The following is a 22,087-nucleotide window of genomic DNA, read 5'->3' as shown; positions in this document are numbered from 1 at the left end:
GAACGACAGCGTGACCTACGTCATCGCGCAGCCTTGTGTCGACGTGAAGGACAAGGCGTGCATCGAGGAGTGCCCCGTCGACTGCATCTACGAGGGCAAGCGGTCCTTGTACATCCACCCGGACGAATGCGTCGACTGCGGGGCCTGTGAGCCGGTCTGCCCGGTCGAGGCGATCTTCTACGAGGACGACACCCCGGAGGAGTGGAAGGACTACTACAAGGCGAACGTCGAGTTCTTCGACGAGCTCGGCTCGCCCGGTGGTGCCTCCAAGCTCGGCGAGATCGAGCGCGACCACCCCTTCATCGCCGCCCTGCCGCCGCAGAACGGCTGATCGACCGCTTCAGGTCGCACCCGGTCCCGTACGGCGTCGGCCGCCGTACGGGGCCGAGGCGTTTCCCGACGCCTCACCCGCGCACGTACAGGAAGTGAGAGCCAACCCGTGAGCGCAGTCTCTTCGCGCCTGCCCGTCTTCCCCTGGGACAAGCTGGAGCCGTACAAGAAGACGGCCGTGGCGCACCCCGACGGAATCGTGGACCTCTCGGTCGGCACGCCCGTCGACCCGGTCCCCGCACTGATCCAGGAGGCACTGGTCGCGGCGGCGGACTCGCCGGGCTATCCGACGGTGTGGGGGACGAAGGAGCTGCGGGACGCGCTGACCGGCTGGTGCGAGCGGCGGCTGGGCGCGGTGGACTTCGCCCACGAGAACGTGCTGCCGGTGGTGGGCTCCAAGGAGCTGGTGGCCTGGCTGCCGACGCAGCTGGGTCTCGGCGCGGGCGACCGGGTGGCGTACCCCCGGCTCGCGTACCCGACGTACGAGGTCGGCGCGCGGCTCTGCGGTGCGACGCCCGTGGTCTACGACGACCCGACGCTGCTGGACCCGGCGGGGCTCAAGCTGCTCTGGCTCAACTCCCCGTCCAACCCGACCGGCAAGGTCCTCTCCAAGGACGAGCTGACCCGGATCGTGGCCTGGGCGCGCGAGCACGGCGTCCTCGTCTTCTCCGACGAGTGCTACCTGGAGCTGGGCTGGGAGGCCGACCCGGTCTCCGTGCTGCACCCGGACGTCTGCGGCGGCTCGTACGAGGGCATCGTCGCCGTCCACTCGCTGTCCAAGCGCTCCAACCTGGCCGGCTACCGGGCCGCGTTCGCCGCGGGCGACGCGGCCGTGCTCGGTGAGCTGCTCCAGATCCGCAAGCACGGCGGCATGATGACGGCGGCGCCGGTGCAGGCGGCGACGGTCGCGGCGCTCGGCGACGACGCGCACGTGGCCGAGCAGCGGGAGCGGTACGCGGCCCGCCGGGCGGCGCTGCGGGCCGCCCTGGAGGCGCACGGCTTCCGGATCGAGCACAGCGAGGCGAGCCTGTACCTGTGGGCGACCCGGGACGAGCCGTGCTGGGAGACCGTGGCGTACCTGGCGGAGAAGGGCGTTCTCGTGGCGCCGGGCGACTTCTACGGCGAGGCGGGGGAGCGGTTCGTGCGCGTCGCGTTCACGGCGACGGACGAGCGGGTCGCGGCGGCGGTCAAGCGGCTCGGCTGACCGGCCACGGCCGTCCACGGCATACGGAAGGGCCCGGGGGAGCATCCGCTCCCCGGGCCCTTCCGCGTGACGGTTCCCGGTCGGATCAGCCGCCGACGGGCAGGCCGCCGAGCGTCTGGCCGGTCGGCAGGCCGCCGAGGCCGCCGCCCAGGGCGCCGCCGGTCGGGCCCTCCGCGCTCTCGGTGGCGGCGCCGGCGGTCTTGCCGACGACCTCGCCCGCGCTGCCGGCGGTCTCACCGGCGACCTGCTGGGCGGCCGGGGTGGCGGTCTTGCCCGCCGCGCCGACCGTCTTGCCGGCGGCGGGGACGGCCGTGCCGACGGCCTGGCTGCCGGTGGCGCCGACGACGCCGGTGGCGGTCTGCGAGGCGCTGTCGACGGCGGTGCCCGCACCGGCGGCGTCCAGGGCGGTGACGCCGCCGAGGGCGCCGGTCGGCGCGAGGCTGTGGTCCAGGGCGCTCGCGGAGCCGGCCGCACCGACCACGGGGGCTGCTCCGGCCGCGATGAGGAGGGCGGCGCGGGCGATCCGACGGGTCAGGGGGAGGGACATGGTGCTCCTTCGACGAGGTGCGAGGTGTGGTTCGGACGCAGTGACAACCGGCTCTGGGGCGGGTTGGGTTGCGGCGGTCGAAGGTAAAGACTTGGCAATGCGTCGTATTGTCGGGTGGGGAGGAAAACGGACGAACGCGTCATTGTGTGGCTGCCTGCCGAACCGTCACTTCCCTTGCCCTGCAAGGGGATTGAGAGGGTGGGGCGCGACGCGCGAAAGGCGGCGCGGAAGGGTCGCGAATCTCTCCGGACACGCACCGGTGTCATGCCACGGGCGAGTGAATCGCCGTACGGGTGATCGGCTGCCGACCGACCTCAATCGAACGGGACGGGCCGGAGTGCCGGAGACCGGTCCGAGAATCCCGGGAACCGGCAAGGGACGGGCCGGAGGCCGGCCCGAGATCGAGTGCCGGAGGCCGAGGGCCGAGCGGCTACTGGGCGAGTCGCATGCGGACGGACCCCGCGCCGGAGGCGGGCGCGCCCAGGGTTCCGCCGGACCCCGACGCCCCCGCGACCTTCGCCCAGCCGCCCCGGGCCTCACCCGCGCGCCACACCCGGTCCCCGTACACGACCTCCGTGATGCGCAGCGTCTCCGCCCGCGCCACGGCCCACTGCGCCAGCTCCCAGCCGCGCCGCGCCTCCGCGGAGGCGTCCCGGGACCCGGCCGCCGACCGGACCGGCACCACGAGCACCGGCGGCTCGGCCGCCGACCGGCCCGCGCTCGGTCCGCCCGTCACGGCCGTCGGCGCCGCCTTCTCGCCGAAGGCGCGTACCAGCTCCGCGCGCACCTTCTCGGGATCGCCCGGACGGCCCTCGGCGTCGCTCGCCGTACAGGAGAGGGCGGCCGGGGACCGGCCCGTCAGCGCCGCCGAAAGCAGCGTGGCGTCCGGCTCGTGCTTCGCGTACGCCTGCGGGAAGCCGCTCTTCTGCACCTTCTGCGCCGCCACCGTCAGCGGCAGCCGCGAATAGCCCGGGACCTTCTCGAGACCGTCGTAGAACTTCCCCGACGCGTACACCGGGTCCATGATCTGCGCCGGCGTCCCCCAGCCCATCGAGGGCCGCTGCTGGAAGAGGCCGAGGGAGTCCCGGTCGCCGTGCTCGATGTTCCGCAGCGCCGACTCCTGGAGCGCCGTCGCGAGGGCGATGGTCACCGCCCGCTCCGGCAGGCCCCGGGTGGTGCCCGCAGCGGAGATCATCGCGGCGTTCGACGCCTGCTCCGGGGTGAACTCGTACCGGTTGTCCCCGGTGCCGACACTGCACCGGGGCGTACCGGTACTCCCCGTCATCTGGTGGAAAGCCACATACGAGGCAAGGCCGAGGAGCGCGGCGAAGGCGGCCGCGGAACGGGCGAGGCGGCCGCGACGGCGGGGGCGGATGGGCTCGGACACGGGGCCCACCGTACTGGAGGCCGCGTTAGGGTCGGCACATGGCTGACATCACCCCGCTCGACACGCCCCTCGACCTGTCCCAGGACGGGGCCGCGCTCACCGCCGCCCTCGTCGACTTCCCGTCCGTCAGCGGGACCGAGCAGCCGCTCGCGGACGCCATCGAGCAGGCGCTGCGCGCCCTGCCGCACCTCACGGTCGACCGGTACGGGAACAACGTCGTGGCCCGTACGAGCCTCGGCCGTGGCGAGCGGGTCGTGCTCGCCGGCCACATCGACACCGTGCCGATCGCCGACAACGTGCCCTCGCGGCTCGACGAGGACGGCATCCTGTGGGGCTGCGGCACCTCCGACATGAAGTCCGGGGTCGCCGTCCAGCTGCGGATCGCCGCCACCGTCCCCGAGCCCAACCGCGACCTCACGTTCGTCTTCTACGACAACGAGGAGGTCGCCGCCCACCTCAACGGCCTCGGGAAGATCGCCGACGCGCACCCCGACTGGCTGGAGGGCGACTTCGCCGTCCTCCTGGAGCCCTCCGACGCCCAGGTCGAGGGCGGCTGCCAGGGCACGCTGCGCGTCATCCTGCACACCGCCGGTGAGCGGGCCCACTCCGCGCGCTCCTGGATGGGCTCCAACGCCATCCACTCCGCCGCCCCCATCCTGGCCCGCCTCGCCGCGTACGAACCGCGCAAGCCCGTCATCGACGGCCTGGAGTACCACGAGGGCCTCAACGCCGTCGCGATCCAGGGCGGCGTCGCCACCAACGTCATCCCCGACGCGTGCACGGTCACGGTCAACTACCGCTACGCCCCCGACCGCTCGCCGGCCGAGGCGCTGGCGTACGTCCGCGAGTTCTTCGCCGACTGCGACATCGCCGACCTCGTGGTCGACGACGAGAGCCCCGGCGCCCTGCCCGGCCTCTCCCACCCGGCGGCGGAGGCCTTCATGAAGGCCGTCGGCGGCAGCGCCCAGCCCAAGTTCGGCTGGACCGACGTGGCCCGCTTCAGCGCCCTCGGGGTGCCCGCGGTCAACTACGGCCCCGGCGACCCGATCTACGCGCACAAGCGGGACGAGCACGTGCCCGTCGACCGGATCCACCACTGCGAGGCACGGCTCCGTGACTGGCTGACCGCCTGACCGCCCGACTTCCCTCGTCCCGACTCCCGTAATTTCGCGTTTCGTCACCTCTGTGGTCCTACGCTGACCGGACCAGAAGATCGTTGGATCGACGGAGGGAGCAGGCCATGGGTATCCCTGAAGGGGAGACGAAGCCGGAGGAGCAGCGGCTCGGGCCGGTGCTCAGGCGCAGGGACCAGGTCCAGCCGGGCACCACGGACCAGCGGCTGCTCGACACCGAGGGCGACTCGGAATGGGTGCACACCGACCCCTGGCGGGTCATGCGCATCCAGTCCGAGTTCGTCGAGGGCTTCGGTGCCCTCGCCGAACTGCCGAGCGCGATCAGCGTCTTCGGCTCGGCCCGCACGAAGCCGGACTCGCCGGAGTACGAGGCGGGCGTACGGATCGGCACGGCGCTCGTCGAGGCCGGCTTCGCGGTCATCACGGGCGGCGGCCCCGGCGCCATGGAGGCGGCCAACAAGGGGGCCCGGGAGGCCAAGGGCGTCTCGGTGGGCCTCGGCATCGAGCTCCCCTTCGAGCAGGGGCTCAACCCGCACGTCGACATCGGCGTGAACTTCCGCTACTTCTTCGTCCGCAAGACGATGTTCGTGAAGTACGCGCAGGGCTTCGTGGTCCTGCCCGGCGGCCTCGGCACCCTCGACGAGCTCTTCGAGGCGCTGACCCTGGTCCAGACCCGCAAGGTGACCCGCTTCCCGATCGTCCTCTTCGGCACCGCGTACTGGAAGGGCCTGGTGGACTGGCTCCGCGACTCGGTCGTCGCGGGCGGCAAGGCCTCCGAGCGGGACCTGCTCCTCTTCCACGTCACGGACGACGTGGACGAGGCGGTGGCGCTGGTGACGAAGGAGACGGGCAAGTAGCGGTCCCGGGGCGGGGGCGACGGTCTCCCGTCGCCCCCGCCCCGTTCCCTTCCGCCCCGTCCGGCCCGCCGGGTTCCGCCCCGCGCCCGGCTACGCCAGCCCGCGCCGCGCCACGGCCGGCGCCCGGTGCCCTGCGATGGACGCCACCATGTCGAGCACCTGACGCGTCTCGGCGACCTCGTGCACCCGGTACACCCGCGCCCCCAACCAGGCGGACACGGCGGTCGTCGCCAGGGTCCCGAGGACCCGCTCCTTCACCGGCCGGTCCAGCGTCTCGCCGACGAAGTCCTTGTTGGACAGGGACACGAGCACCGGCCAGCCGGTCTCCGTCATCTCCCCGAGCCGCCGCGTCGCCTCCAGGCTGTGCCGGGTGTTCTTCCCGAAGTCGTGGCCCGGGTCGATCATGATCGCGTCCCGCCGCACCCCGAGCGCGACCGCCCGCTCCGCGAGCCCCACGGTCACGCGCAGGATGTCGGCCATCACGTCCTCGTACTCCACGCGGTGCGGCCGCGTCCGCGGCTCCGCGCCGCCCGCGTGCGTGCACACGAGCCCCGCCCCGTACTTCGCGGCGACCTCGGCGAGTCCGGGGTCGACCCCGCCCCACGCGTCGTTCAGGACGTCCGCACCGGCCTCGCAGACCGCCGCGCCGACGTCCGCCCGCCAGGTGTCCACGCTGATGACGACATCGGGATGGCGGCGGCGGACCTCGGCGACGAAGCCGACCGTGCGCCGCGCCTCCTCCTCGGCCGTGACCTCCTCGCCGGGGCCCGCCTTCACCCCGCCGATGTCGATGATCGCCGCTCCCTCGGCCACGGCCTGCTCGACGCGGGCGAGCGCCGGCTCGTCCCGGAAGGTGGCGCCCTGGTCGTAGAAGGAGTCCGGGGTCCGGTTCACGATCGCCATGATCACCGGCTCGTGCGGCCCGAATTCACGCCGTCCCAAGCGCAGCATCCCTTTTGTCCTCCCTCGTGTCCGTTCGCCTGTGACCCTAGCTGTCGGTGGCACATGGCACGATCGGCACGGGACGTTTTCCACTCCGGGGAGAGGCACGCAGGTGTTCTGGTTTCTGCTCATCACGATGGTCGTGGTCGTGGCCGCGGTGACCCTGGCCGTGGTCGGCGGCGGCGACAGTGAGGTGCTGCCCGACGTGGCGCCCGAGGAGCTCGTCGACCCGCTCCCGGCCGCCCGGCCGGTCGACCGCGCGGACGTCGAGGCGCTCCGTCTCCCCGTCGCGGTCCGCGGCTACCGGATGGCGGACGTGGACGACGTGCTGGTCCGCCTCGGCGCCGAGCTGGCCGAGCGGGACGCCCGGATCTCCGAGCTGGAGGAGGCGCTCGCGGGAGCGGCCGCCGCCGGTGACGGAGAGGACGGGCGGGCGTGACGGCCGGCGGGGCGGTGCCGGGCCCGGACGGGCGGCTGCGCTGCCCCTGGGGCCTGTCGACCGAGGACTACGTGGCTTACCACGACGAGGAGTGGGGCCGCGCGGTCCACGGCGACGACGCGCTGTTCGAGCGGCTCTGCCTGGAGGCGTTCCAGTCGGGTCTGTCGTGGATCACGATCCTGCGCCGCCGCGAGGGATTCAGGGCGGCGTTCGCCGGTTTCCGGATCGCCTCGGTCGCCGAGTTCGGCGAGGCGGACCGCGAGCGGCTCCTCGTGGACGAGGGCATCATCCGCAACCGCGCCAAGATCGACGCGACCCTGGCCAACGCGAAGCTGCTGGCCGACTGGGCCCCGGGCGAACTGGACGAGCTGATCTGGTCGTACGCCCCCGATCCGAGGACCCGCCCCGTCCCGCGTACGTTCGCGGACGTCCCGGCGGTCACGGACGAGTCCACGGCCCTGTCGAAGGCCCTCAAGAAGCGAGGCCTCCGCTTCATCGGCCCGACGACGGCCTACGCCCTGATGCAGGCGTGCGGGCTGGTCGACGACCATGTGAAGGGCTGCGTGGCCCGGGGCGGGACGTAGCCCCGGGCCGTTGTGCCCGTCAGGTCAGAAGACGTGGACGGAGTCCGAGGTGGTGTCGTAGCCCGTCTCGAACTCCGGGGTGCGCAGGCCACCGGAGCCGTTGTTCGCGTACACGTACAGCGAGGAGCTCTCGATCGTCCTGATGATGTCGCCGAGGCCGTCTCCGGTCACATCGCCGGTGGCGATGAGCAGGGTGTCCGACGGCCAGGCGTACGGCAGCCTGACGCGGGCGCCGAAGGACCCCCGGCCGTTCCCCGGGTAGAGCCAGAGGGTGCGGGAGCCGTCGCGGGCGACCAGGTCGGACCTGCCGTCCCGGTTCATGTCGCCGGGCGCCGCGAGCGCGTTCATGGCACCCCAGCCGCCGCCGACCTTTGTGCGGGCACCGAACCCGCCGCGGCCGTTGCCCGGGTACGTCCAGAGGACACCGGCGGTGTCCCGGGCGACAAGGTCGCGGCGGCCGTCGCCGGTGATGTCCCCGACGGCCTCGATCTCCTTCATGGTGTTCCAGCCGCCGCCGACCTTGAGGCGGGGCTTGAACCAGCCCTTGCCGTTGCCCGGGTAGAGCCACAGCACGCCGGCCCGGTCGCGGGCGTAGACGTCCTCGTTGCCGTCGCCGTCGTGGTCGCCGTGGCGGACGAGCGCGTTCATGGCGCCCCAGCCGCCGCCGACCAGGACGCCCTTGGTCCTCCCGTCGGCGTCGCGTACGCCGTCGAGGAACCAGAGCCGGCCGGCTCCGTCGCGTTCGAGCAGGTCGGCGGTGCCGTCGTTGTCGAGGTCGCCGAACCTGGACTGGGCCGGGAGTCCGTCCGGGCGTGGAGTGGTGCTCGTGTCCCAGTCGATCCATGCCTGACCGGTCTCGGCCTCCCACTGGGTGTCCGCCATCCGGATCGAGCTGATCGAGTTGTCCAGCTCGGACCAGGACTCCCAGCTGAGGTCGGAGCCGACGGGCTGACGGGGGCCGATGACCAGGCTGTTGTTGCCGCCGTAGTGGGCGTCCTGGTGGGCGACCGCCCATCTGTTGCTGCGGTTGATGTAGGACGAGATCGTGTTGTTCCAGGTGCCCAGGGTGGGCTGACTGACCGAGACGATCTTCATCTGGCCGCCGAAGCGGGGGTACTGGAAGACGCAGAAGCTGCCCGCGGGGCAGCGGTACTCGTCGGCCGACGCGGCGGGCGCGGAGGCCAGCATCGTCGCGAGGGTGGCCGCGGTGGTCACGGCGGCGGCGACGGCGCGCCGGATTCCAGAGGTGCGCGTCATGGCACGGGATCCGTTCCTGGTCGGAGGAAGGTCAGAAGACGAAGCTGCTGCTGCGAAGCTGGCCGAAGGACAGCGGGGCACGGAGACGTCCGTCGCCGGTGCCTGGGTAGACCAGCAGGTAGGTGTGGCCGTCCCAGCCGAACGGGGCGCCCGAGGCGTGTGCGACCAGGTCGGGCCGGCCGTCGCCGGTGATGTCGCCGAGGCCCGCGAGCTCCTTGTGGCCGTTCCAGCCGCCGCTGCCGATCAGCTTGCGGGCGCCGAACCAGCCGTGGCCGTTGCCGGGGTAGAGCCAGAGCTTGCCCGCTGTGTCGCGGGCGATCAGGTCGGCCTTCTTGTCGGAGTTCATGTCCCCGGCGCCGACGAGCTCGTTGATCGCCTTCCAGCCGCCGCCGACCTTCGTGCGGGCGCCGAACCAGCCCTTGCCATTGCCCGGGTACGTCCACAGGACTCCGGTCGTGTCGACGGCGAGCAGGTCGCCCTTGCCGTCGCCCGTCAGGTCGCCCGCCGCGGTCAGGTCCCGCAGGGAGTTCCAGCCGCCGCCGATGAGGCGGCGGGGCTTGAAGGCGCGCTTGCCGTCGCCGGGGTAGAGCCACAGGGAGCCGGCACCGTCGCGGGCGTAGACGTCCTCGTTGCCGTCGCCGTCCTGGTCGCCGTGCCGGGTCAGCATCGTCATGGCGTTCCAGCCGCCGCCCAGGAGTCGGCCGGTACTGGGACTGTGCGGGACCGAGCCGTGTACGGACCACAGCCGGCCGAAGGAGTCGCGACTGAGGACGTCGGCGTATCCGTCGCGGTCGATGTCGCCGAAGGCGCCCGTCGCGGGCAGCGGCGTGGGCCGGGGCTCCAGGGCTTCGGAGAGGGTCGGGTAGCGGCTCTCCCAGCCGCAGAAGTCGTCCGACTCGGGGCCGATGTCGATGGAGCTGATCGTCTTGTCGAGCTCGGGGTTCTGGCTCTCGTCGAAGGAAGTCGAGTTGTAGAGCCAGACGGAGCCCTCGGGGGCGAGACCGGGCTCCGGGTAGAAGCACACGGCGTAGACGCCGTCGTGGTTGTTGACGAAGGACCGGATGCGGTTGTCCCAGGCGCCCAGGGACAGCATCGGCGTCCTGATGACGAGCATGTCGCCCTGGTACAGCGGCTGGCTGAAGACGCAGAGAGAGCCCTGCGGACAGCGCTCGGCGCCGCCGGCCGCCTGCGCGGTCGAGGACAGGACGGTGGCGGACAGGCCCAGGGCCAGACCCGCCGTCAGCGCGCCGCGAAGAAGGCGCGCCGAAGGAGAAGGACGCACGGAACCCCCCAGGTAAGTGCGTACGAACGGTGAGCGGATCTTATAGACGCGCCCACCACCCGTACGAACCGGTTCCGGGGTCTGTCAGCGGCCCAGGTACTTCGGCTTCTCCTTGGCGATGAACGCGCGGACCGCGATCGTGTGGTCCTCGGAGGCGCCCGCGCGGTTCTGGAGCTCCTCCTCCATGTCCAGGGCCTCGGACAGGGAGTGGTCGGCGCCGTAGGCGAGGGACTTCTTCAGGGCCGCGTACGCCACCGTCGGGCCCTCCGCCAGCTTGCGGGCCACCTTCTGGGCCTCGGCGGGGAGGTCGGCGGCCGGGACCACGCGGTTCGCGATGCCCAGCTCGTACGCCTCCTGGGCGGTGATCGAGCGCGGGAAGAGCAGCAGGTCGGCGGCGCGGCTCGGGCCGATCACCCGGGGGAGCGTCCAGGACATGCCCGAGTCGGCGGTCAACGCGACCCCCGCGAAGGAGGTGTTGAACGAGGCGGTGTCCGCGACCACCCGGTAGTCGGCCGCGAGCGCGAAGCCGAAGCCGGCCCCGGCCGCGACACCGTTCACCCCGGCCACGACGGGCTTCCGCATGCCCGCGAGCGCCCTGGTGATCGGGTTGTAGTGGTCCCGGACCGTGTTCATGGTCTCCTGGGTGCCGTTCTCGTGGTCCGACACGAGCAGACCCACGTGTTCCTTCAGGTCCTGACCGACGCAGAACGCCCGCTCGCCCGCCGCGGTGAGCAGCACCGCCCTTACGGCGGGGTCCGCCGCGGCCGTCTCGGCCGCGTCGCGGAGGGCGACTTTCGCCGCGACGTTCATCGCGTTCATGGCCTCGGGGCGGTTGAGCGTGATGGTGGCGAGCCCGTCGCTCACCTCGTACAGCACCGTGTCGGCCATGGGGTTCCCTTCGCCTCTTTGCGTGGTTGACCTGCACAGCATGGCGGACATCACCCGCCCCGCCCATGTGAGCTGCGTCAAAGATTTGAAGGGCTCGGCCGGACGCCGAGCGGCGAAGTATCGCAGGCCGATCGCCGAAATGTGGGGTTTTGAGAGAGCGCGTTGCGCAAGCGATGCCATTCGATGTTGGTCATCGGGTCCTGCCATGCGGGATAATGACCTGGAAGCAATGTGTTCGAAGCCGGTGACGCGTGCTCCAGGTCATGGAGCTGCCCGGCTGACAATGAGCTGGTTTCAGGAAGGGGAACAAGCATGGCGGCCATGAAGCCGCGGACGGGTGATGGCCCGCTCGAGGTGACCAAGGAGGGGCGGGGCATCGTCATGCGCGTTCCGCTCGAAGGCGGCGGTCGGCTTGTCGTCGAGCTGACTCCCGACGAGGCCGAGGCGCTGGGCGACGCCCTGAAGAAGGTCGTCGGCTGACCTTCCCTCGCATCCTGAGCACTGCCCCGGCACGGTACGCCCGTGCCGGGGCAGTGGTGTGTCCGGGGGAGGGGGCAGGGCGGAGGCGGGAAGGCCGTCGCGGCCGGAGACGGAAAGCCGTCGCGGCGGCGCGGGCGTCGGGGCGGTGCGGCGGGTCCGGGCCTCTCAGCCGCGGCGGACCGCGCACAGCAGGCCGTCGCCCACCGGCAGCAGGGAGGGGATGAGCTCCTGGCTCTCCCGCACCGTGCGCAGCAGCTCGCGGACGCGCTGGACCTCGGCCGGCTGCGCCGACGAGTCGACCGTGCGGCCGTCCGCGAAGACGCCCTCGAAGCAGACGAGCCCGCCGGGCCGCAGCAGGCGCAACGATTCAGCGAGGTAGTCCAGGTACTCGAGCCGGTCGCCGTCGCAGAACACGAGGTCGTATCCGCCGTCCGCGAGCCGGGGCAGGACGTCCAGTGCCCGGCCGGGGATGAACCGCGCCCGGTTGCCCGCGAAGCCCGCCGCGCGGAACGCCGTCTTGGCGAGCTGCTGCCGCTCCGGCTGGAGGTCCACCGTGGTCAGGACGCCGTCCGGCCGCATGCCGAGCAGCAGATAGATGCCCGACACCCCGGTGCCCGTGCCGATCTCCGCCACCGCCTTCGCGTCCGCCGTGGCCGCGAGCAGGCGCAGCGCCCCACCGGTGCCCGGCGACACCGAGGGCAGCCCTGCCTCCCGGGCCCGCTCCCGGGCCCAGCGCAGAGCTTCGTCCTCGGCGACGAAGGCGTCGGCGAACGACCAGCTCGTCTGCCGGTTGGCGGTAATGGCCCTCTCCTGTCCCCGTAGTTGACGCAACGGTGACTGTATCCGCTGTCAGCGGGAACCCGCAGATGGGACCGGGCGTTCACCAGGGGAAGGACGCGGCAGGAGGAAGCCGGGGGACCCGGCTCCAAATTCGCGTAAAGATTCTTATCCGGAGCTAACGGGCGAGGTGGCTATGGTAGGGGCTCCACTGGACACCACCAGAGCCGACAGGGGAGGTGCGGCTGCGCCTGGGGATCGGGGAGGAGTGCTTCGGCGTCTTCTCAGGTCGGCGGGTGAGCCGAAATCCGTGACCGACACCGCTGACCGAATCCGCACCGCCGACTCCGCTCCCACCACCGCGACCTTCGCATCGGATGCGGAATCGCAGGCGTGGACTCCACCCACCTGGGAGGAGATCGTCAGCACGCACAGCGGCCGGGTGTACCGCCTCGCCTACCGGCTGACCGGCAACCAGCACGACGCCGAGGACCTGACCCAGGAGGTCTTCGTCCGCGTCTTCCGCTCGCTGTCGACGTACACGCCGGGCACCTTCGAGGGGTGGCTCCACCGCATCACCACCAACCTCTTCCTCGACATGGTCCGCCGCAAGCAGCGCATCCGCTTCGACGCGCTCGCCGACGACGCCGCCGAGCGGCTGCCCAGCCGTGAGCCCTCGCCGCAGCAGGTGTTCAACGACACCCACTTCGACGCCGACGTGCAGCAGGCCCTCGACACCCTCGCGCCCGAGTTCCGCGCCGCGGTCGTCCTCTGCGACATCGAAGGACTGTCGTACGAGGAGATCGCCGCGACCCTCGGTGTCAAGCTCGGCACCGTCCGCAGCCGCATCCACCGGGGGCGCTCCCACCTGCGCAAGGCCCTCAAGCACCGCTCGCCCGAGGCACGGGCGGAGCGTGCCCTGGCCTCCGTCGGATGGGAGGCAGGGACAGCGTGAGCGGCACACGTCCCTCGTCACCGACCCCGGCGGAGCACCACCTCGGGGACCGGCTGGCCGCGCTGGTCGACGGCGAGCTCGGCCATGACGCCCGCGAGCGGGTCCTCGCCCACCTCGCGACCTGCGCCCGCTGCAAGGCGGAGGCCGACGCGCAGCGCACCCTCAAGAGCGTGTTCGCCTCGGCGGCTCCTCCGCCGCCCTCGGAGGGATTCCTCGCCCGGCTGCAGGGGCTACCCGGGGGCCCCGGTGAGCCGGGAGGCCCCGGCGGACCGAGAGGCCCCCTCGAAGAACTCCTCGGCGCGGGCGGCATGAGGTCCGACGGCTTCGCCACGGCGGCCGTCGTCACCCCGCACCCCGGACACTCCGCCCCGCAGACCGGCTTCCGCATCCACGAGGTCGGCGACCGCGGGACGTCCTGGCGCGGTCGGCGCTTCGCCTTCGCGGCGGCCAGCGCCGTCTCGTTCGCGGCCATCGCCCTCGGCGGCACCCTGCCGCTGGAGTCCTCGGTGAACGCGAGCGGGCGCGGCGGCCAGGGCACCGGTACGGCGGTCACTCCGCTGCGTGCCACTGCGACGGGCCCCGGCGGCGGCACGGCCGTCTCCCGGGGTACGCGCTCCGGCGAGCGCGGTGCCCAGTCCGTTGACGGCTCGCCGGTGGCGTCGGGGGCTCCGCTGACTCCCGGGACCCCGCAGGCGCTGCCGCACGGGCCGGTGTCGCCGGTCGGTCCGGGCACCGTCCCGGCGGGCGCGGTCCCGCCCGACGCGGTGCGTTCCCCGGCCATGCCGCTGGTGGCGGTGCGGCTCCGGGACCCGGCCACGCAGTCGTTCCTGGCCCTCTCGCCGTTCATACGACCGACGGGGCCGGCGCTCCGACTGGCCTTCGGGCCCGGACCCGGTCCGGCGCCCAGCCCGACCACCGCGCCGCTCGGCTCCCACCGCTGACCCGCGACCTGGTTGAATCCAGGGACAGGGGCGCCCGCCCAAGGGGGCGCGGACGGGTCAGCGGGTTGCGGGGAGAGCATGAACAACGGGAAGCCGAACTGGTGGAGCCGGCCGTCGAGCGCACCGGAGGCGGCACGGATACCCTCGCCGCCTCCGGCCGACGACCTCACGGAGGGCGTCACGGCCGTCGCCGCGGATGACGCCGACGGCGACTTTCCGCTGCCCGCGCCGCAGCCGTCGACCGAAGCGCCCGAGGCACCGGACGCCGGCACCGGCGTGGCCGATGTGACGGATGTGGCCGCGGCCGAGGCGGGGGACACCGCGGTGATACCCCGGGCCGCCGGCGCGCCCGCGCCCGCCGATGCCCCCACCGGCGCCCCCGCCGTGCTGCTGACCAAGAGCGAGGCTCCCGCTCCGGTGGACACGGTCCCGGCGGACGCGGCCCCGACCGAGGCCCTCCCGGTGACCGGCGCGCAGCTGACCGCGGCTCAGGCGACCGAGACCCTCCCGGTGACCGACGGATCCGCGACCGGCGCATCCGCGACCAACGTATCCGCGCCCGACGGATCGGCGGGCGAGGCCTCTCCGGCCGCGGCCGGCCCGGCGCCCGCCGCACCCGCCCCGACGCCCCTGCACGCGCCCGACGAGTACCGGACGCCGCCCTACGGCGAGCCCGGCCCGTGGGCGCCCGCGCCGCCCGTACAGCGCCCCCCGGCGCCCGTAGCGCCGCAGCAGGCCCCCGTACCCCCCGTACCGCCGCAGTCCCAGCCGCACGCGCTGCCGCACCCTCAGCCGCACCCCCAGCCCCCGCTGCACGCGCAGGGTGGCGGCGTGCCGCCGCAGGCCGGCGCTCCCTGGGTGCAGTACGACCCCTGGGGGGCCGGCGGGGCCGGGCTGCCGCCGCTGCCCGCGAGGAAGTCCCGCAAGGGGCTCGCCATCGCCGGGGCGCTCGTCTTCGCCCTCGTCACCGGAGTCATCGGCGGCGGCATCGGCGCGTACGTCGAGCGGAACGGCGGGATCACCACCGTCGAACTGCCGCAGGCGGACGGCGGTGACACCGACCGGGCCCCGGACAGCGTGGCCGGCATCGCGGCCAGCGCCCTGCCCGGCGTCGTCACCCTGCACGTCAAGGGCGGCGGTTCGTCCGGCACCGGCACCGGCTTCGTCCTCGACACCAAGGGCCACATCCTCACCAACAACCACGTCGTCGACGGGGCCCAGTCCTCCCGCGACATCTCGGTGACCTTCTCCAGCGGCGAGACCGCCCGCGCCAAGGTCGTCGGCAAGGACACCGGCTACGACCTCGCCGTCGTCCAGGTCACCGGCGTCTCCGGCCTCAAGCCGCTGCCGCTCGGCAACTCCGACAACGTCCGTGTCGGCGACCCCGTCGTCGCCATCGGCGCCCCGTTCGACCTCTCCAACACGGTCACCTCCGGCATCATCAGCGCCATGGAGCGGCCGATCACCGCCGGCGGCGAGAAGGGCGACGGCAGCGACATCAGCTACGTCGACGCCCTCCAGACCGACGCGCCCATCAACCCGGGCAACTCCGGCGGCCCGCTCCTCGACTCCAAGGGCCGGGTCATCGGCATCAACAGCGCCATCCGCGCGGCCGGCGGCGGCTCGGGAGAGGGCGAGGGCGGCAGCGCCTCCCAGCCCGGCTCCATCGGCCTCGGCTTCGCCATACCGATCAACCAGGGCAAGCGCGTCGCCGAGGAGCTCATCAACACCGGCAAGGCCACCCACCCCGTCATCGGTGTGAGCCTCGACATGCAGTTCAACGGCGACGGCGCCCGGGTCGGCGAGAAGGGCAAGGACGGCTCCGCCTCCGTCACGCCCGGCGGCCCGGCCGCGACGGCGGGGCTCCGCCCCGGCGACGTCATCACCAAGGTCGACGGCCAGCGCGTGCACAACGGCGAGGAGCTGATCGTGAAGATCCGCGCCCACCGCCCCGGCGACCGGCTGGAGCTCACCCTGACCCGGGACGGCAAAGAGCTGACAAAGACGTTGACGCTCGGCTCGTCCACGGGCACCTGAGCGCCATGCGGCCGACACCGGGAGGTACCCGTCCGGCAGTTTCGGCGGGTACCGTGGACCGGGCCCTTGACCGGCATGAAGGAGCTACTAGGTGTTCAGCGACATAGGCGCACTCGAGCTGGTGACGCTCGTCGTCCTCGCCGTGCTCGTCTTCGGGCCGGACAAGCTCCCGAAGGTCATCCAGGACGTCTCGCGCTTCATCAGGAAGGTCCGTGAGTTCTCGGACAGCGCGAAGGAGGACATCCGCAGCGAGCTGGGGCCGGAGTTCAAGGACTTCGAGTTCGAGGACCTCAACCCGAAGACGTTCCTCCGCAAGCAGATGGAGCAGAACGAAGACCTCCGGGATCTCAAGGAGCTGCGCGGCAGCTTCGACCTCAAGAAGGAGATGAACGACGTCGCCGACGCGGTCCACGGCCGTGAGCCGCAGCCCTCGGCCGTCAACGGCTCCCCGTCGGCCGGTGCTTCCTCCGGCGCCGTCACCTCCGCCAACGGCACTCCCGACCTGCTGAAGAAGCAGGACAAGCGAGACGATCCGGGCACTGCGGAGCGTCCTCCGTACGACTCCGACGCGACCTGACGACGGGCTGTCACCAACCCGACGCGTCCAGGTGGCTATCCTCCCTCTGTTGACGGAACGAGGAGGCGGCCGAGATGGAGACCACGAGTCGGGTGGAGGGCGTACCCCTGGCCCGGCGGACCGCCGAGGGCTATCTGCGCGCGTCGTTCGCCTGGTACGGCCTGGACGAGGCGTTCACCGGGCCGCGCTGGCTGATGCAGGTGGGCACGGCGGCGGACGGCAGCGTGCAGCACGGTTCGACCGGGCACGGTGAGACGCCGTCGATAAAGACGGACGCGAGCGGCGCGGAGAAGGAGCGGTTCGCGGTCGTCGTGACGGTGGCCGCGAGCCCGGTCCGGCGGACCGGGGACGGCACGGGCGTCCTCGACGCCACCACCGTGTCCTCGGCGGCCTGGCTGGCAGGCTCGGGGCTGCTCGTCCACACCTGGCCCCCCTCGCTCGACCACGCGACGCGGGACAACTGGCTGGACCAGCAGACCGAGACGGCGTTCGAGCTGGCCGACGACCTCGACGGGGCGGAGTGGACGACGCTGTCCCTTCCGGTGGACGGGGTGCCGATGCCGTTCCACTACCGCGAGTCGGAGTTCGGGTGGGTCCTCGCGGGGTCCGCCGCCGGGGTGCACATCGGGGCGTACGGGCGGGGGATGAGCGCGTACGGGCTCGGGTTCGCCCAGATCAAGGACCTGGACGCGTACGCCTGACGGCCTGACGGCCTGACGGTCGTGAGGGCCTGACGGCCTGGCGGCCCTGACGGCATGAAGAAGGGCGCCCCCTCGGGGGCGCCCTTCTTCACGAGCTCAGAACTTGTTGCGCGGCGTGATGCCCAGGCTCATGCCCGAGAGGCCTCGCTGGCGGCCGCCGAGCTTGCCGGCGATCGAGCGGAGGGCCGCGCCCGCCGGGGAGTCCGGGTCGGAGAGGACGACCGGCCTACCCTCGTCGCCGCCCTCGCGGAGCCGTACGTCGATCGGGATCGAGCCGAGGACCGGGACCGTCGCGCCCGTGGTCTGCGTCAGACCGTCGGCGACCCGCTGGCCGCCGCCCGTGCCGAACACGTCGACCATCTCGTCGCAGTGCGGGCACGGCAGGCCCGCCATGTTCTCGACGACACCGACGATCTTCTGGTGGGTCTGGACGGCGATGGAGCCGGCCCGCTCGGCGACCTCGGCCGCGGCCTGCTGCGGGGTGGTGACGACCAGGATCTCCGCGTTCGGCACGAGCTGCGCGACCGAGATCGCGATGTCGCCCGTGCCCGGGGGCAGGTCGAGCAGGAGGACGTCCAGGTCGCCCCAGTACACGTCCGCGAGGAACTGCTGGAGCGCGCGGTGCAGCATCGGGCCGCGCCACACCACCGGCGCGTTGCCCGGGGTGAACATGCCGATGGAGATGACCTTCACGCCGTTCGCCGACGGCGGCATGATCATGTTCTCGACCTGGGTCGGACGGCCGTCCGCGCCCAGCATCCGCGGCACGCTGTGGCCGTAGATGTCGGCGTCGACGACGCCGACCTTCAGACCGTCGGCGGCCATCGCCGCGGCCAGGTTCACGGTGACGGACGACTTGCCGACGCCACCCTTGCCGGAGGCGACCGCGTACACCCGGGTCAGCGAGCCGGGCTTCGCGAACGGCACCTCGCGCTCGGCGGTCGTGCCGCGCAGCGCCGCCGCGAGCTCCTTGCGCTGCTCGTCGCTCATCACGTCCAGCGAGACGTCGACGCCGGTGACGCCCTCGACGCCTGAGACCGCGTCGGTCACCCGCTGGGTGATGGTCTCGCGCATCGGGCAGCCGGAGACGGTCAGGTAGACCGTGACGGCGACCTTGCCGTCCGGTTCGATCTCCACCGACTTGACCATGCCGAGCTCAGTGATCGGTTTGTTGATCTCGGGGTCGTTCACCGTCGCCAGTGCTTCGAGCACCGCGTCTTCCATAGCCATACCGACGATGGTACGGCGCCGACCACCGCCCCATGAAAGGCCTGTCAACGGTCGGGTACGTCACTTCCCCGGGTGTCGGCCGACGGGAATAGATCCCGGCGCTCCTCCAGCTCCTTGATCAGGTCCTGGAGCTCCGAGCGGATCCAGTCGCGGGTGGCCACCTCGCCGAGGCCCATCCGCAGCGCCGCGATCTCCCGGGTGAGGTACTCGGTGTCCGCGATCGACCGCTCGTTCTGCTTCCGGTCCTGTTCGAGGTTGACCCGGTCCCGGTCGTCCTGCCGGTTCTGCGCGAGCAGGATCAGCGGGGCCGCGTACGAGGCCTGGAGGGACAGCGCGAGCGTCAGGAAGATGAAGGGGTACTCGTCGAACTTCAGCGGGCCCGGCGCGAAGATGTTCCAGACGACCCAGACGATGATCGTCAGGGTCATCCAGACGAGGAACCGCCCGGTCCCCAGGAAGCGGGCGATCCGCTCCGAGAGCCGCCCGAACGCCTCGGGGTCGTACTCCGGGAGGAGTTTGGCCCGCCGCTCGCGCGGCAGGTCGAGCCGGATGCGGGGCCCCGGCCGGTCGCGCTCCCGGTCCCGGTCACGGTCCCGCTCGCGGTCCTGCGTGCGCTCAGCCGCCATGCCCGGCTCCCTCCTCGTGGAACTCGGTCTCGCGCCAGTCCTCCGGCAGCAGATGGTCGAGCACGTCGTCGACGGTGACCGCGCCGAGCAGCGACCCGCTCTCGTCGACCACGGGCGCCGCGACCATGTTGTACGCGGCGAGATAGCTGGTGACGGCCGGCAGCGGGGTGGCCGGGCCGAGCGGCGGCAGATCGCTGTCCACGAGCGAGCTGACCAGCGTGAACGGCGGATCGCGGAGGAGCCGCTGGAAGTGCACCGTGCCCAGGTACTTGCCCGTCGGCGTCTCGTCGGGCGGCCGGCACACGTACACCTGCGCCGCCAGCGCCGGCGACAGGTCCTGCTGCCGGACCCGGGCCAGCGCGTCCGCGACCGTGGCGTCCGGCCGCAGCACGATCGGCTCGGTCGTCATCAGACCGCCCGCCGTGCGCTCCTCGTACGCCAGGAGCCGGCGGACGTCCGCCGCGTCGTCCGGCTGCATCAGCGTCAGCAGCCGCTCCTTGTCCTCCTCCGGCAGCTCGGACAGCAGGTCGGCCGCGTCGTCCGGGTCCATCGCCTCCAGGACGTCGGCCGCGCGCTCCTCCTTCAGCTTGCCGAGGATCTCGATCTGGTCGTCCTCCGGCAGCTCTTCGAGGACGTCGGCGAGCCGGTCGTCGTCGAGTGCGGCGGCGACCTCGACACGCCGCTTGGCCGGGAGGTGGTGCAGGGCGTTGGCGAGGTCGGCGGGGCGCAGCTTCTCGAAGGTGGCGACCAGGCTCTCGGCGCCCTGGCCGTGCTCCTCCAGGGAGAAGCCGGTGACGCCCGACCACTCGACCGTCAGCGTCTCGCCCTTGCGGCTCAGCACCCCGCCCTTCCCCTTGCGGACGAAGACCTTGTCGATCTCCCAGTCGCGGCGGGCGGGCAGCTGCTGGATGGCGACGTCGAGGACGGTGACCTCCTCGCCCTCCTGCCCGCCGGGCCCCACGAGGCGGACGCGCCGGTCGAGGAGCTCGCCGAGGACGAGGCGCTCGGTGGGGCGCGGTTCGAACCGGCGCATGTTGACGACGCCGGTCGTGATGACCTGGCCGGACTCCACACCGGTGATCCGGGTCATCGGCACGAACACCCGGCGGCGGCTGAGGACCTCCACGACCATGCCGAGCAGCCGCGGCGGCCTGCGGCCGACCCGCAGCATGGCGACCAGGTCGCTGACCCGGCCGACCTGGTCGCCGACCGGGTCGAAGACCGGGACTCCGGCGAGGTGGGAGACGAAGATCCGGGGGGCGCCTGCCGCCATGCCACGCGCCTCCTCGGTGCCGCACGATTCGAGTCACTGCCGAGCTATGCCTGGTTCAGGCTAGCCCGTGCCGTTCCGCCCCGCCCCGGCAGTGCCTCCGTACGGCTGCTGCCGGGCACGTCACCCGGCCCGGGTACGCTGCGGACTGCCGTCCCCACCGGCACGCCGGCCCTCCCGCCCGGCAGAACCCCCAGAACAGAAGACCGCCGCCCGGGTCCCCCCCCGTACGGGCCGCGGTCCGTGTCCCCCACGACATGAGAGGCAGCGCTGATGGCCGTTCGTGCCGCGTCGTCGCGTATCCACCGGGCCGTCGTGCCGCTCGCGCTCTGCGCCGGCCTGACCGTGGCGCTCACCGCCTGCGCCGCCGATCCGGACGAGGGGACCAACGGGGTCGGGAAGCTCTCCGCGGCCGAGATCGAGGGCAAGGCGCGGACCGCCGCGGACACCGCGACGGCGGTACGGCTCTCCGGCAGCCTGGTCAGCAAGGGCGACACCTTCAAGCTGAACATGCGCCTCAAGCAGGACGGCGCCACCGGCTCGGTGACGACGAAGAACAGCACCTTCGAGCTGCTGCGGGTCGGTGAGGCGCTCTATCTGAAGGCGGACGCGGACTTCTGGTCCCACGAGACCACGGGCGGTGACGAGCCCACGGAGGCCGACGCCGAGGCCGCCGACAAGCTCGACGACAAGTACGTGAAGGTGCCGCAGGGCGACCCCGCGTACAAGCAGCTGCGCGGCTTCACCGACATGGACCTGCTGCTCGCCGGGCTGACCGGGCTGCACGGGGAGAAGGTCAAGGGCGACCGGGACCAGATCGGCGGGATCCGCACGGTCAAGGTCAAGGGCGGCGCGGACGGCGAGGGCGGCACCCTCGACGTGGCGCTGCAGGGCGACCCGTACCCGCTGCGGTTCGCGCGGGGCGGGGGAGCGGGCCTGGTGGTCCTCTCCGAGTGGAACAAGGACTTCCCGCTCGCCGAGCCGTCGAAGGAGGAGATCCTCGACTACGGCAAGCAGCTGCCCAGGACCTGAGCCCGGGGCGGGGCCGGGGCTGGTTCAGCGTCGCTTGACCGGGCCCGGGCCGGGTTCAGCGTCGCTTGACCGGGCCCGGGCCGGGTTCAGCGCCGCTTGCGGCGCTTGAGCAGCAGTTTCGGGAGGCCGGACGGCACCGGGTCGCGGGTCGTGGCCGCCGAGGGCAGCGGTACGGCCGCCAGGGAGCCGTCCGGCAGCTCCGTGGTCGAGGACCGGGGGTCGAGCCGCAGGACCCGGCACTCCCGCCCCCAGCGGCCCGTCATGGCCTCGCCGTCGGGTGCGTTGAGGCGCTTGCCCTTCAGCTCGGCGACCGCCGCGTCCCACTCCTCGGTACCGGGCGGGACCTCGCGCACGGCGGCCGTCCATGCGACGAGCCGGCCGCCCTTGTCCTTGCTGCGGACCGTGACCTCGGCCGTGCCGCCGTCCACCAGGCCCGGCAGCGGCTGCTCACCGGGGCCGTCGCCGACGACGAACGCGGCGCCGTCGGACCAGACGTGCCAGAGCGCGCGGGCCGGGCCGGTGCCGCGGACCCACACCAGGCCGGACTTCTTGGTGGCCTCCTCGACGAGGGCGGACCCGAGCAGCTCTTCAGTCATGGCCCGAAGCCTAGG

General features: G+C 72.6%; 23 protein-coding genes and 1 pseudogene. 13 read left to right on the top strand and 11 right to left on the bottom strand.

The annotated features are described in order from the left end of the window. Positions 1-10: 10 nt before the first annotated feature. Together fdxA and ACIP84_RS37695 are read left to right on the top strand one after the other, a co-directional pair. Positions 11-331 (top strand): ferredoxin, encoded by a 321-nt coding sequence (gene fdxA / locus ACIP84_RS37700; protein WP_015035968.1) that lies wholly within the window; start codon positions 11-13, stop codon positions 329-331. 108 nt (positions 332-439) lie between these two features. Next, complete coding sequence (locus ACIP84_RS37695; protein WP_355962343.1) at positions 440-1,534, top strand: bifunctional succinyldiaminopimelate transaminase/glutamate-prephenate aminotransferase; 1,095 nt, start codon at positions 440-442, stop codon at positions 1,532-1,534. A gap of 85 nt (positions 1,535-1,619) precedes the next feature. Here ACIP84_RS37695 and ACIP84_RS37690 read toward each other — a convergent pair whose 3' ends face one another. Then, a complete protein-coding gene (locus ACIP84_RS37690; RefSeq protein ID WP_355962345.1) occupies positions 1,620-2,081 on the bottom strand; it encodes an ATP-binding protein in 462 nt (153 codons plus the stop codon). A 430-nt stretch (positions 2,082-2,511) separates the two neighbouring features. Further along, complete coding sequence (locus tag ACIP84_RS37685; RefSeq protein ID WP_401804695.1) at positions 2,512-3,477, bottom strand: hypothetical protein; 966 nt, start codon at positions 3,475-3,477, stop codon at positions 2,512-2,514. 29 nt (positions 3,478-3,506) lie between these two features. On the opposite strand from ACIP84_RS37685, the gene dapE reads away from it, so the two are divergent. Both dapE and ACIP84_RS37675 read left to right on the top strand, forming a co-directional pair. After that, on the top strand, positions 3,507-4,601 hold the full coding sequence (dapE, locus tag ACIP84_RS37680) for a succinyl-diaminopimelate desuccinylase (RefSeq protein WP_319310022.1): 1,095 nt from the start codon (positions 3,507-3,509) through the stop codon (positions 4,599-4,601). 107 nt (positions 4,602-4,708) lie between these two features. Further along, entirely contained in the window at positions 4,709-5,458 is a 750-nt protein-coding gene (locus tag ACIP84_RS37675) for a TIGR00730 family Rossman fold protein (protein ID WP_355962351.1), read from the top strand. Positions 5,459-5,548: 90 nt separating this feature from the next. Here the strand turns inward: ACIP84_RS37675 and folP are convergent, their stop codons facing one another. Next, positions 5,549-6,409: a dihydropteroate synthase gene (folP, locus tag ACIP84_RS37670; protein WP_355962354.1), complete on the bottom strand. Its 861-nt coding sequence runs from the start codon at positions 6,407-6,409 to the stop codon at positions 5,549-5,551. 103 nt (positions 6,410-6,512) lie between these two features. Here folP and ACIP84_RS37665 point away from each other — a divergent pair. Together ACIP84_RS37665 and ACIP84_RS37660 are read left to right on the top strand one after the other, a co-directional pair. After that, positions 6,513-6,821, top strand: a pseudogene (locus ACIP84_RS37665) (hypothetical protein); the annotation flags it as partial. A 14-nt stretch (positions 6,822-6,835) separates the two neighbouring features. Next, positions 6,836-7,423 (top strand): DNA-3-methyladenine glycosylase I, encoded by a 588-nt coding sequence (locus tag ACIP84_RS37660; RefSeq protein ID WP_401804690.1) that lies wholly within the window; start codon positions 6,836-6,838, stop codon positions 7,421-7,423. A 24-nt stretch (positions 7,424-7,447) separates the two neighbouring features. Here the strand turns inward: ACIP84_RS37660 and ACIP84_RS37655 are convergent, their stop codons facing one another. The 3 genes from ACIP84_RS37655 to ACIP84_RS37645 form a co-directional block, all read right to left on the bottom strand. Next, positions 7,448-8,680 (bottom strand): FG-GAP-like repeat-containing protein, encoded by a 1,233-nt coding sequence (locus ACIP84_RS37655; protein WP_401804688.1) that lies wholly within the window; start codon positions 8,678-8,680, stop codon positions 7,448-7,450. A gap of 31 nt (positions 8,681-8,711) precedes the next feature. Continuing rightward, entirely contained in the window at positions 8,712-9,962 is a 1,251-nt protein-coding gene (locus ACIP84_RS37650; RefSeq protein ID WP_401804686.1) for an FG-GAP-like repeat-containing protein, read from the bottom strand. 84 nt (positions 9,963-10,046) lie between these two features. Continuing rightward, positions 10,047-10,850, bottom strand: coding sequence for an enoyl-CoA hydratase/isomerase family protein (locus ACIP84_RS37645; protein ID WP_401804683.1), 804 nt, complete (start codon positions 10,848-10,850; stop codon positions 10,047-10,049). Positions 10,851-11,162: 312 nt separating this feature from the next. Here ACIP84_RS37645 and ACIP84_RS37640 point away from each other — a divergent pair, with 312 nt between their 5' ends. Next, positions 11,163-11,330 carry a DUF3117 domain-containing protein gene (locus ACIP84_RS37640; protein WP_009997451.1) on the top strand — a complete coding sequence of 56 codons (168 nt, stop codon included), beginning with the start codon at positions 11,163-11,165 and terminating at the stop codon, positions 11,328-11,330. 165 nt (positions 11,331-11,495) lie between these two features. Here the strand turns inward: ACIP84_RS37640 and ACIP84_RS37635 are convergent, their stop codons facing one another. Then, entirely contained in the window at positions 11,496-12,161 is a 666-nt protein-coding gene (locus ACIP84_RS37635; protein WP_355962367.1) for an O-methyltransferase, read from the bottom strand. 142 nt (positions 12,162-12,303) lie between these two features. On the opposite strand from ACIP84_RS37635, the gene sigE reads away from it, so the two are divergent. The 5 genes from sigE to ACIP84_RS37610 all read left to right on the top strand — a co-directional run bounded on the left by sigE (position 12,304) and on the right by ACIP84_RS37610 (position 17,318). Then, entirely contained in the window at positions 12,304-13,062 is a 759-nt protein-coding gene (gene sigE, locus ACIP84_RS37630; RefSeq protein ID WP_266969000.1) for an RNA polymerase sigma factor SigE, read from the top strand. Then, on the top strand, positions 13,059-14,003 hold the full coding sequence (locus ACIP84_RS37625) for an anti-sigma factor family protein (RefSeq protein ID WP_401804678.1): 945 nt from the start codon (positions 13,059-13,061) through the stop codon (positions 14,001-14,003). The genes sigE and ACIP84_RS37625 overlap by 4 nt, the downstream gene beginning before the upstream one ends. Positions 14,004-14,081: 78 nt before the next feature. After that, entirely contained in the window at positions 14,082-16,040 is a 1,959-nt protein-coding gene (locus ACIP84_RS37620) for a trypsin-like peptidase domain-containing protein (RefSeq protein ID WP_401804675.1), read from the top strand. A gap of 91 nt (positions 16,041-16,131) precedes the next feature. After that, positions 16,132-16,617 (top strand): sec-independent translocase, encoded by a 486-nt coding sequence (locus ACIP84_RS37615; protein ID WP_401804672.1) that lies wholly within the window; start codon positions 16,132-16,134, stop codon positions 16,615-16,617. 74 nt (positions 16,618-16,691) lie between these two features. Next, entirely contained in the window at positions 16,692-17,318 is a 627-nt protein-coding gene (locus ACIP84_RS37610; RefSeq protein ID WP_355962376.1) for a hypothetical protein, read from the top strand. A gap of 96 nt (positions 17,319-17,414) precedes the next feature. Here ACIP84_RS37610 and ACIP84_RS37605 read toward each other — a convergent pair whose 3' ends face one another. The 3 genes from ACIP84_RS37605 to ACIP84_RS37595 are packed head-to-tail and all read right to left on the bottom strand — an operon-like array spanning position 17,415 to position 20,447. Beyond that, entirely contained in the window at positions 17,415-18,548 is a 1,134-nt protein-coding gene (locus tag ACIP84_RS37605; protein WP_355962378.1) for an Mrp/NBP35 family ATP-binding protein, read from the bottom strand. Between the two features lie 44 nt (positions 18,549-18,592). Next, positions 18,593-19,174 carry a DUF1003 domain-containing protein gene (locus ACIP84_RS37600; RefSeq protein WP_401804669.1) on the bottom strand — a complete coding sequence of 194 codons (582 nt, stop codon included), beginning with the start codon at positions 19,172-19,174 and terminating at the stop codon, positions 18,593-18,595. Further along, positions 19,164-20,447, bottom strand: a complete 1,284-nt coding sequence (locus ACIP84_RS37595; RefSeq protein WP_355962382.1) for a magnesium transporter MgtE N-terminal domain-containing protein — start codon at positions 20,445-20,447, stop codon at positions 19,164-19,166. Before ACIP84_RS37595 ends, ACIP84_RS37600 begins: the two co-directional genes overlap by 11 nt. A 270-nt stretch (positions 20,448-20,717) precedes the next feature. On the opposite strand from ACIP84_RS37595, the gene ACIP84_RS37590 reads away from it, so the two are divergent. After that, the gene (locus ACIP84_RS37590; protein WP_401804665.1) at positions 20,718-21,476 is read left to right on the top strand and encodes a hypothetical protein; all 759 of its coding nucleotides are present in this window, start codon (positions 20,718-20,720) and stop codon (positions 21,474-21,476) included. Positions 21,477-21,562: 86 nt separating this feature from the next. Here the strand turns inward: ACIP84_RS37590 and ACIP84_RS37585 are convergent, their stop codons facing one another. After that, on the bottom strand, positions 21,563-22,072 hold the full coding sequence (locus ACIP84_RS37585; RefSeq protein WP_355962389.1) for a hypothetical protein: 510 nt from the start codon (positions 22,070-22,072) through the stop codon (positions 21,563-21,565). Positions 22,073-22,087: the final 15 nt, after the last annotated feature.

The sequence above is a fragment of the Streptomyces sp. NPDC088707 genome (assembly GCF_044752725.1).
Lineage (GTDB): Bacteria > Actinomycetota > Actinomycetes > Streptomycetales > Streptomycetaceae > Streptomyces.
This window is presented reverse-complemented; position numbering and strand designations above follow the sequence as displayed.

Excerpts from the sequence above, each read along its gene's own strand:
- ACIP84_RS37690 (WP_355962345.1), bottom strand. The coding sequence starts at position 2,081 with ATGTCCCTCCCCCTGACCCGTCGGATCGCCCGCGCCGCCCTCCTCATC.
- dapE (WP_319310022.1), top strand. The coding sequence starts at position 3,507 with ATGGCTGACATCACCCCGCTCGACACGCCCCTCGACCTGTCCCAGGAC.
- ACIP84_RS37675 (WP_355962351.1), top strand. The coding sequence starts at position 4,709 with ATGGGTATCCCTGAAGGGGAGACGAAGCCGGAGGAGCAGCGGCTCGGG.
- folP (WP_355962354.1), bottom strand. The coding sequence starts at position 6,409 with ATGCTGCGCTTGGGACGGCGTGAATTCGGGCCGCACGAGCCGGTGATC.
- ACIP84_RS37655 (WP_401804688.1), bottom strand. The coding sequence starts at position 8,680 with ATGACGCGCACCTCTGGAATCCGGCGCGCCGTCGCCGCCGCCGTGACC.
- ACIP84_RS37645 (WP_401804683.1), bottom strand. The coding sequence starts at position 10,850 with ATGGCCGACACGGTGCTGTACGAGGTGAGCGACGGGCTCGCCACCATC.
- ACIP84_RS37640 (WP_009997451.1), top strand. The coding sequence starts at position 11,163 with ATGGCGGCCATGAAGCCGCGGACGGGTGATGGCCCGCTCGAGGTGACC.
- sigE (WP_266969000.1), top strand. The coding sequence starts at position 12,304 with ATGGTAGGGGCTCCACTGGACACCACCAGAGCCGACAGGGGAGGTGCG.
- ACIP84_RS37620 (WP_401804675.1), top strand. The coding sequence starts at position 14,082 with ATGAACAACGGGAAGCCGAACTGGTGGAGCCGGCCGTCGAGCGCACCG.
- ACIP84_RS37610 (WP_355962376.1), top strand. The coding sequence starts at position 16,692 with ATGGAGACCACGAGTCGGGTGGAGGGCGTACCCCTGGCCCGGCGGACC.
- ACIP84_RS37605 (WP_355962378.1), bottom strand. The coding sequence starts at position 18,548 with ATGGCTATGGAAGACGCGGTGCTCGAAGCACTGGCGACGGTGAACGAC.
- ACIP84_RS37600 (WP_401804669.1), bottom strand. The coding sequence starts at position 19,174 with ATGGCGGCTGAGCGCACGCAGGACCGCGAGCGGGACCGTGACCGGGAC.
- ACIP84_RS37595 (WP_355962382.1), bottom strand. The coding sequence starts at position 20,447 with ATGGCGGCAGGCGCCCCCCGGATCTTCGTCTCCCACCTCGCCGGAGTC.
- ACIP84_RS37590 (WP_401804665.1), top strand. The coding sequence starts at position 20,718 with ATGGCCGTTCGTGCCGCGTCGTCGCGTATCCACCGGGCCGTCGTGCCG.
- ACIP84_RS37585 (WP_355962389.1), bottom strand. The coding sequence starts at position 22,072 with ATGACTGAAGAGCTGCTCGGGTCCGCCCTCGTCGAGGAGGCCACCAAG.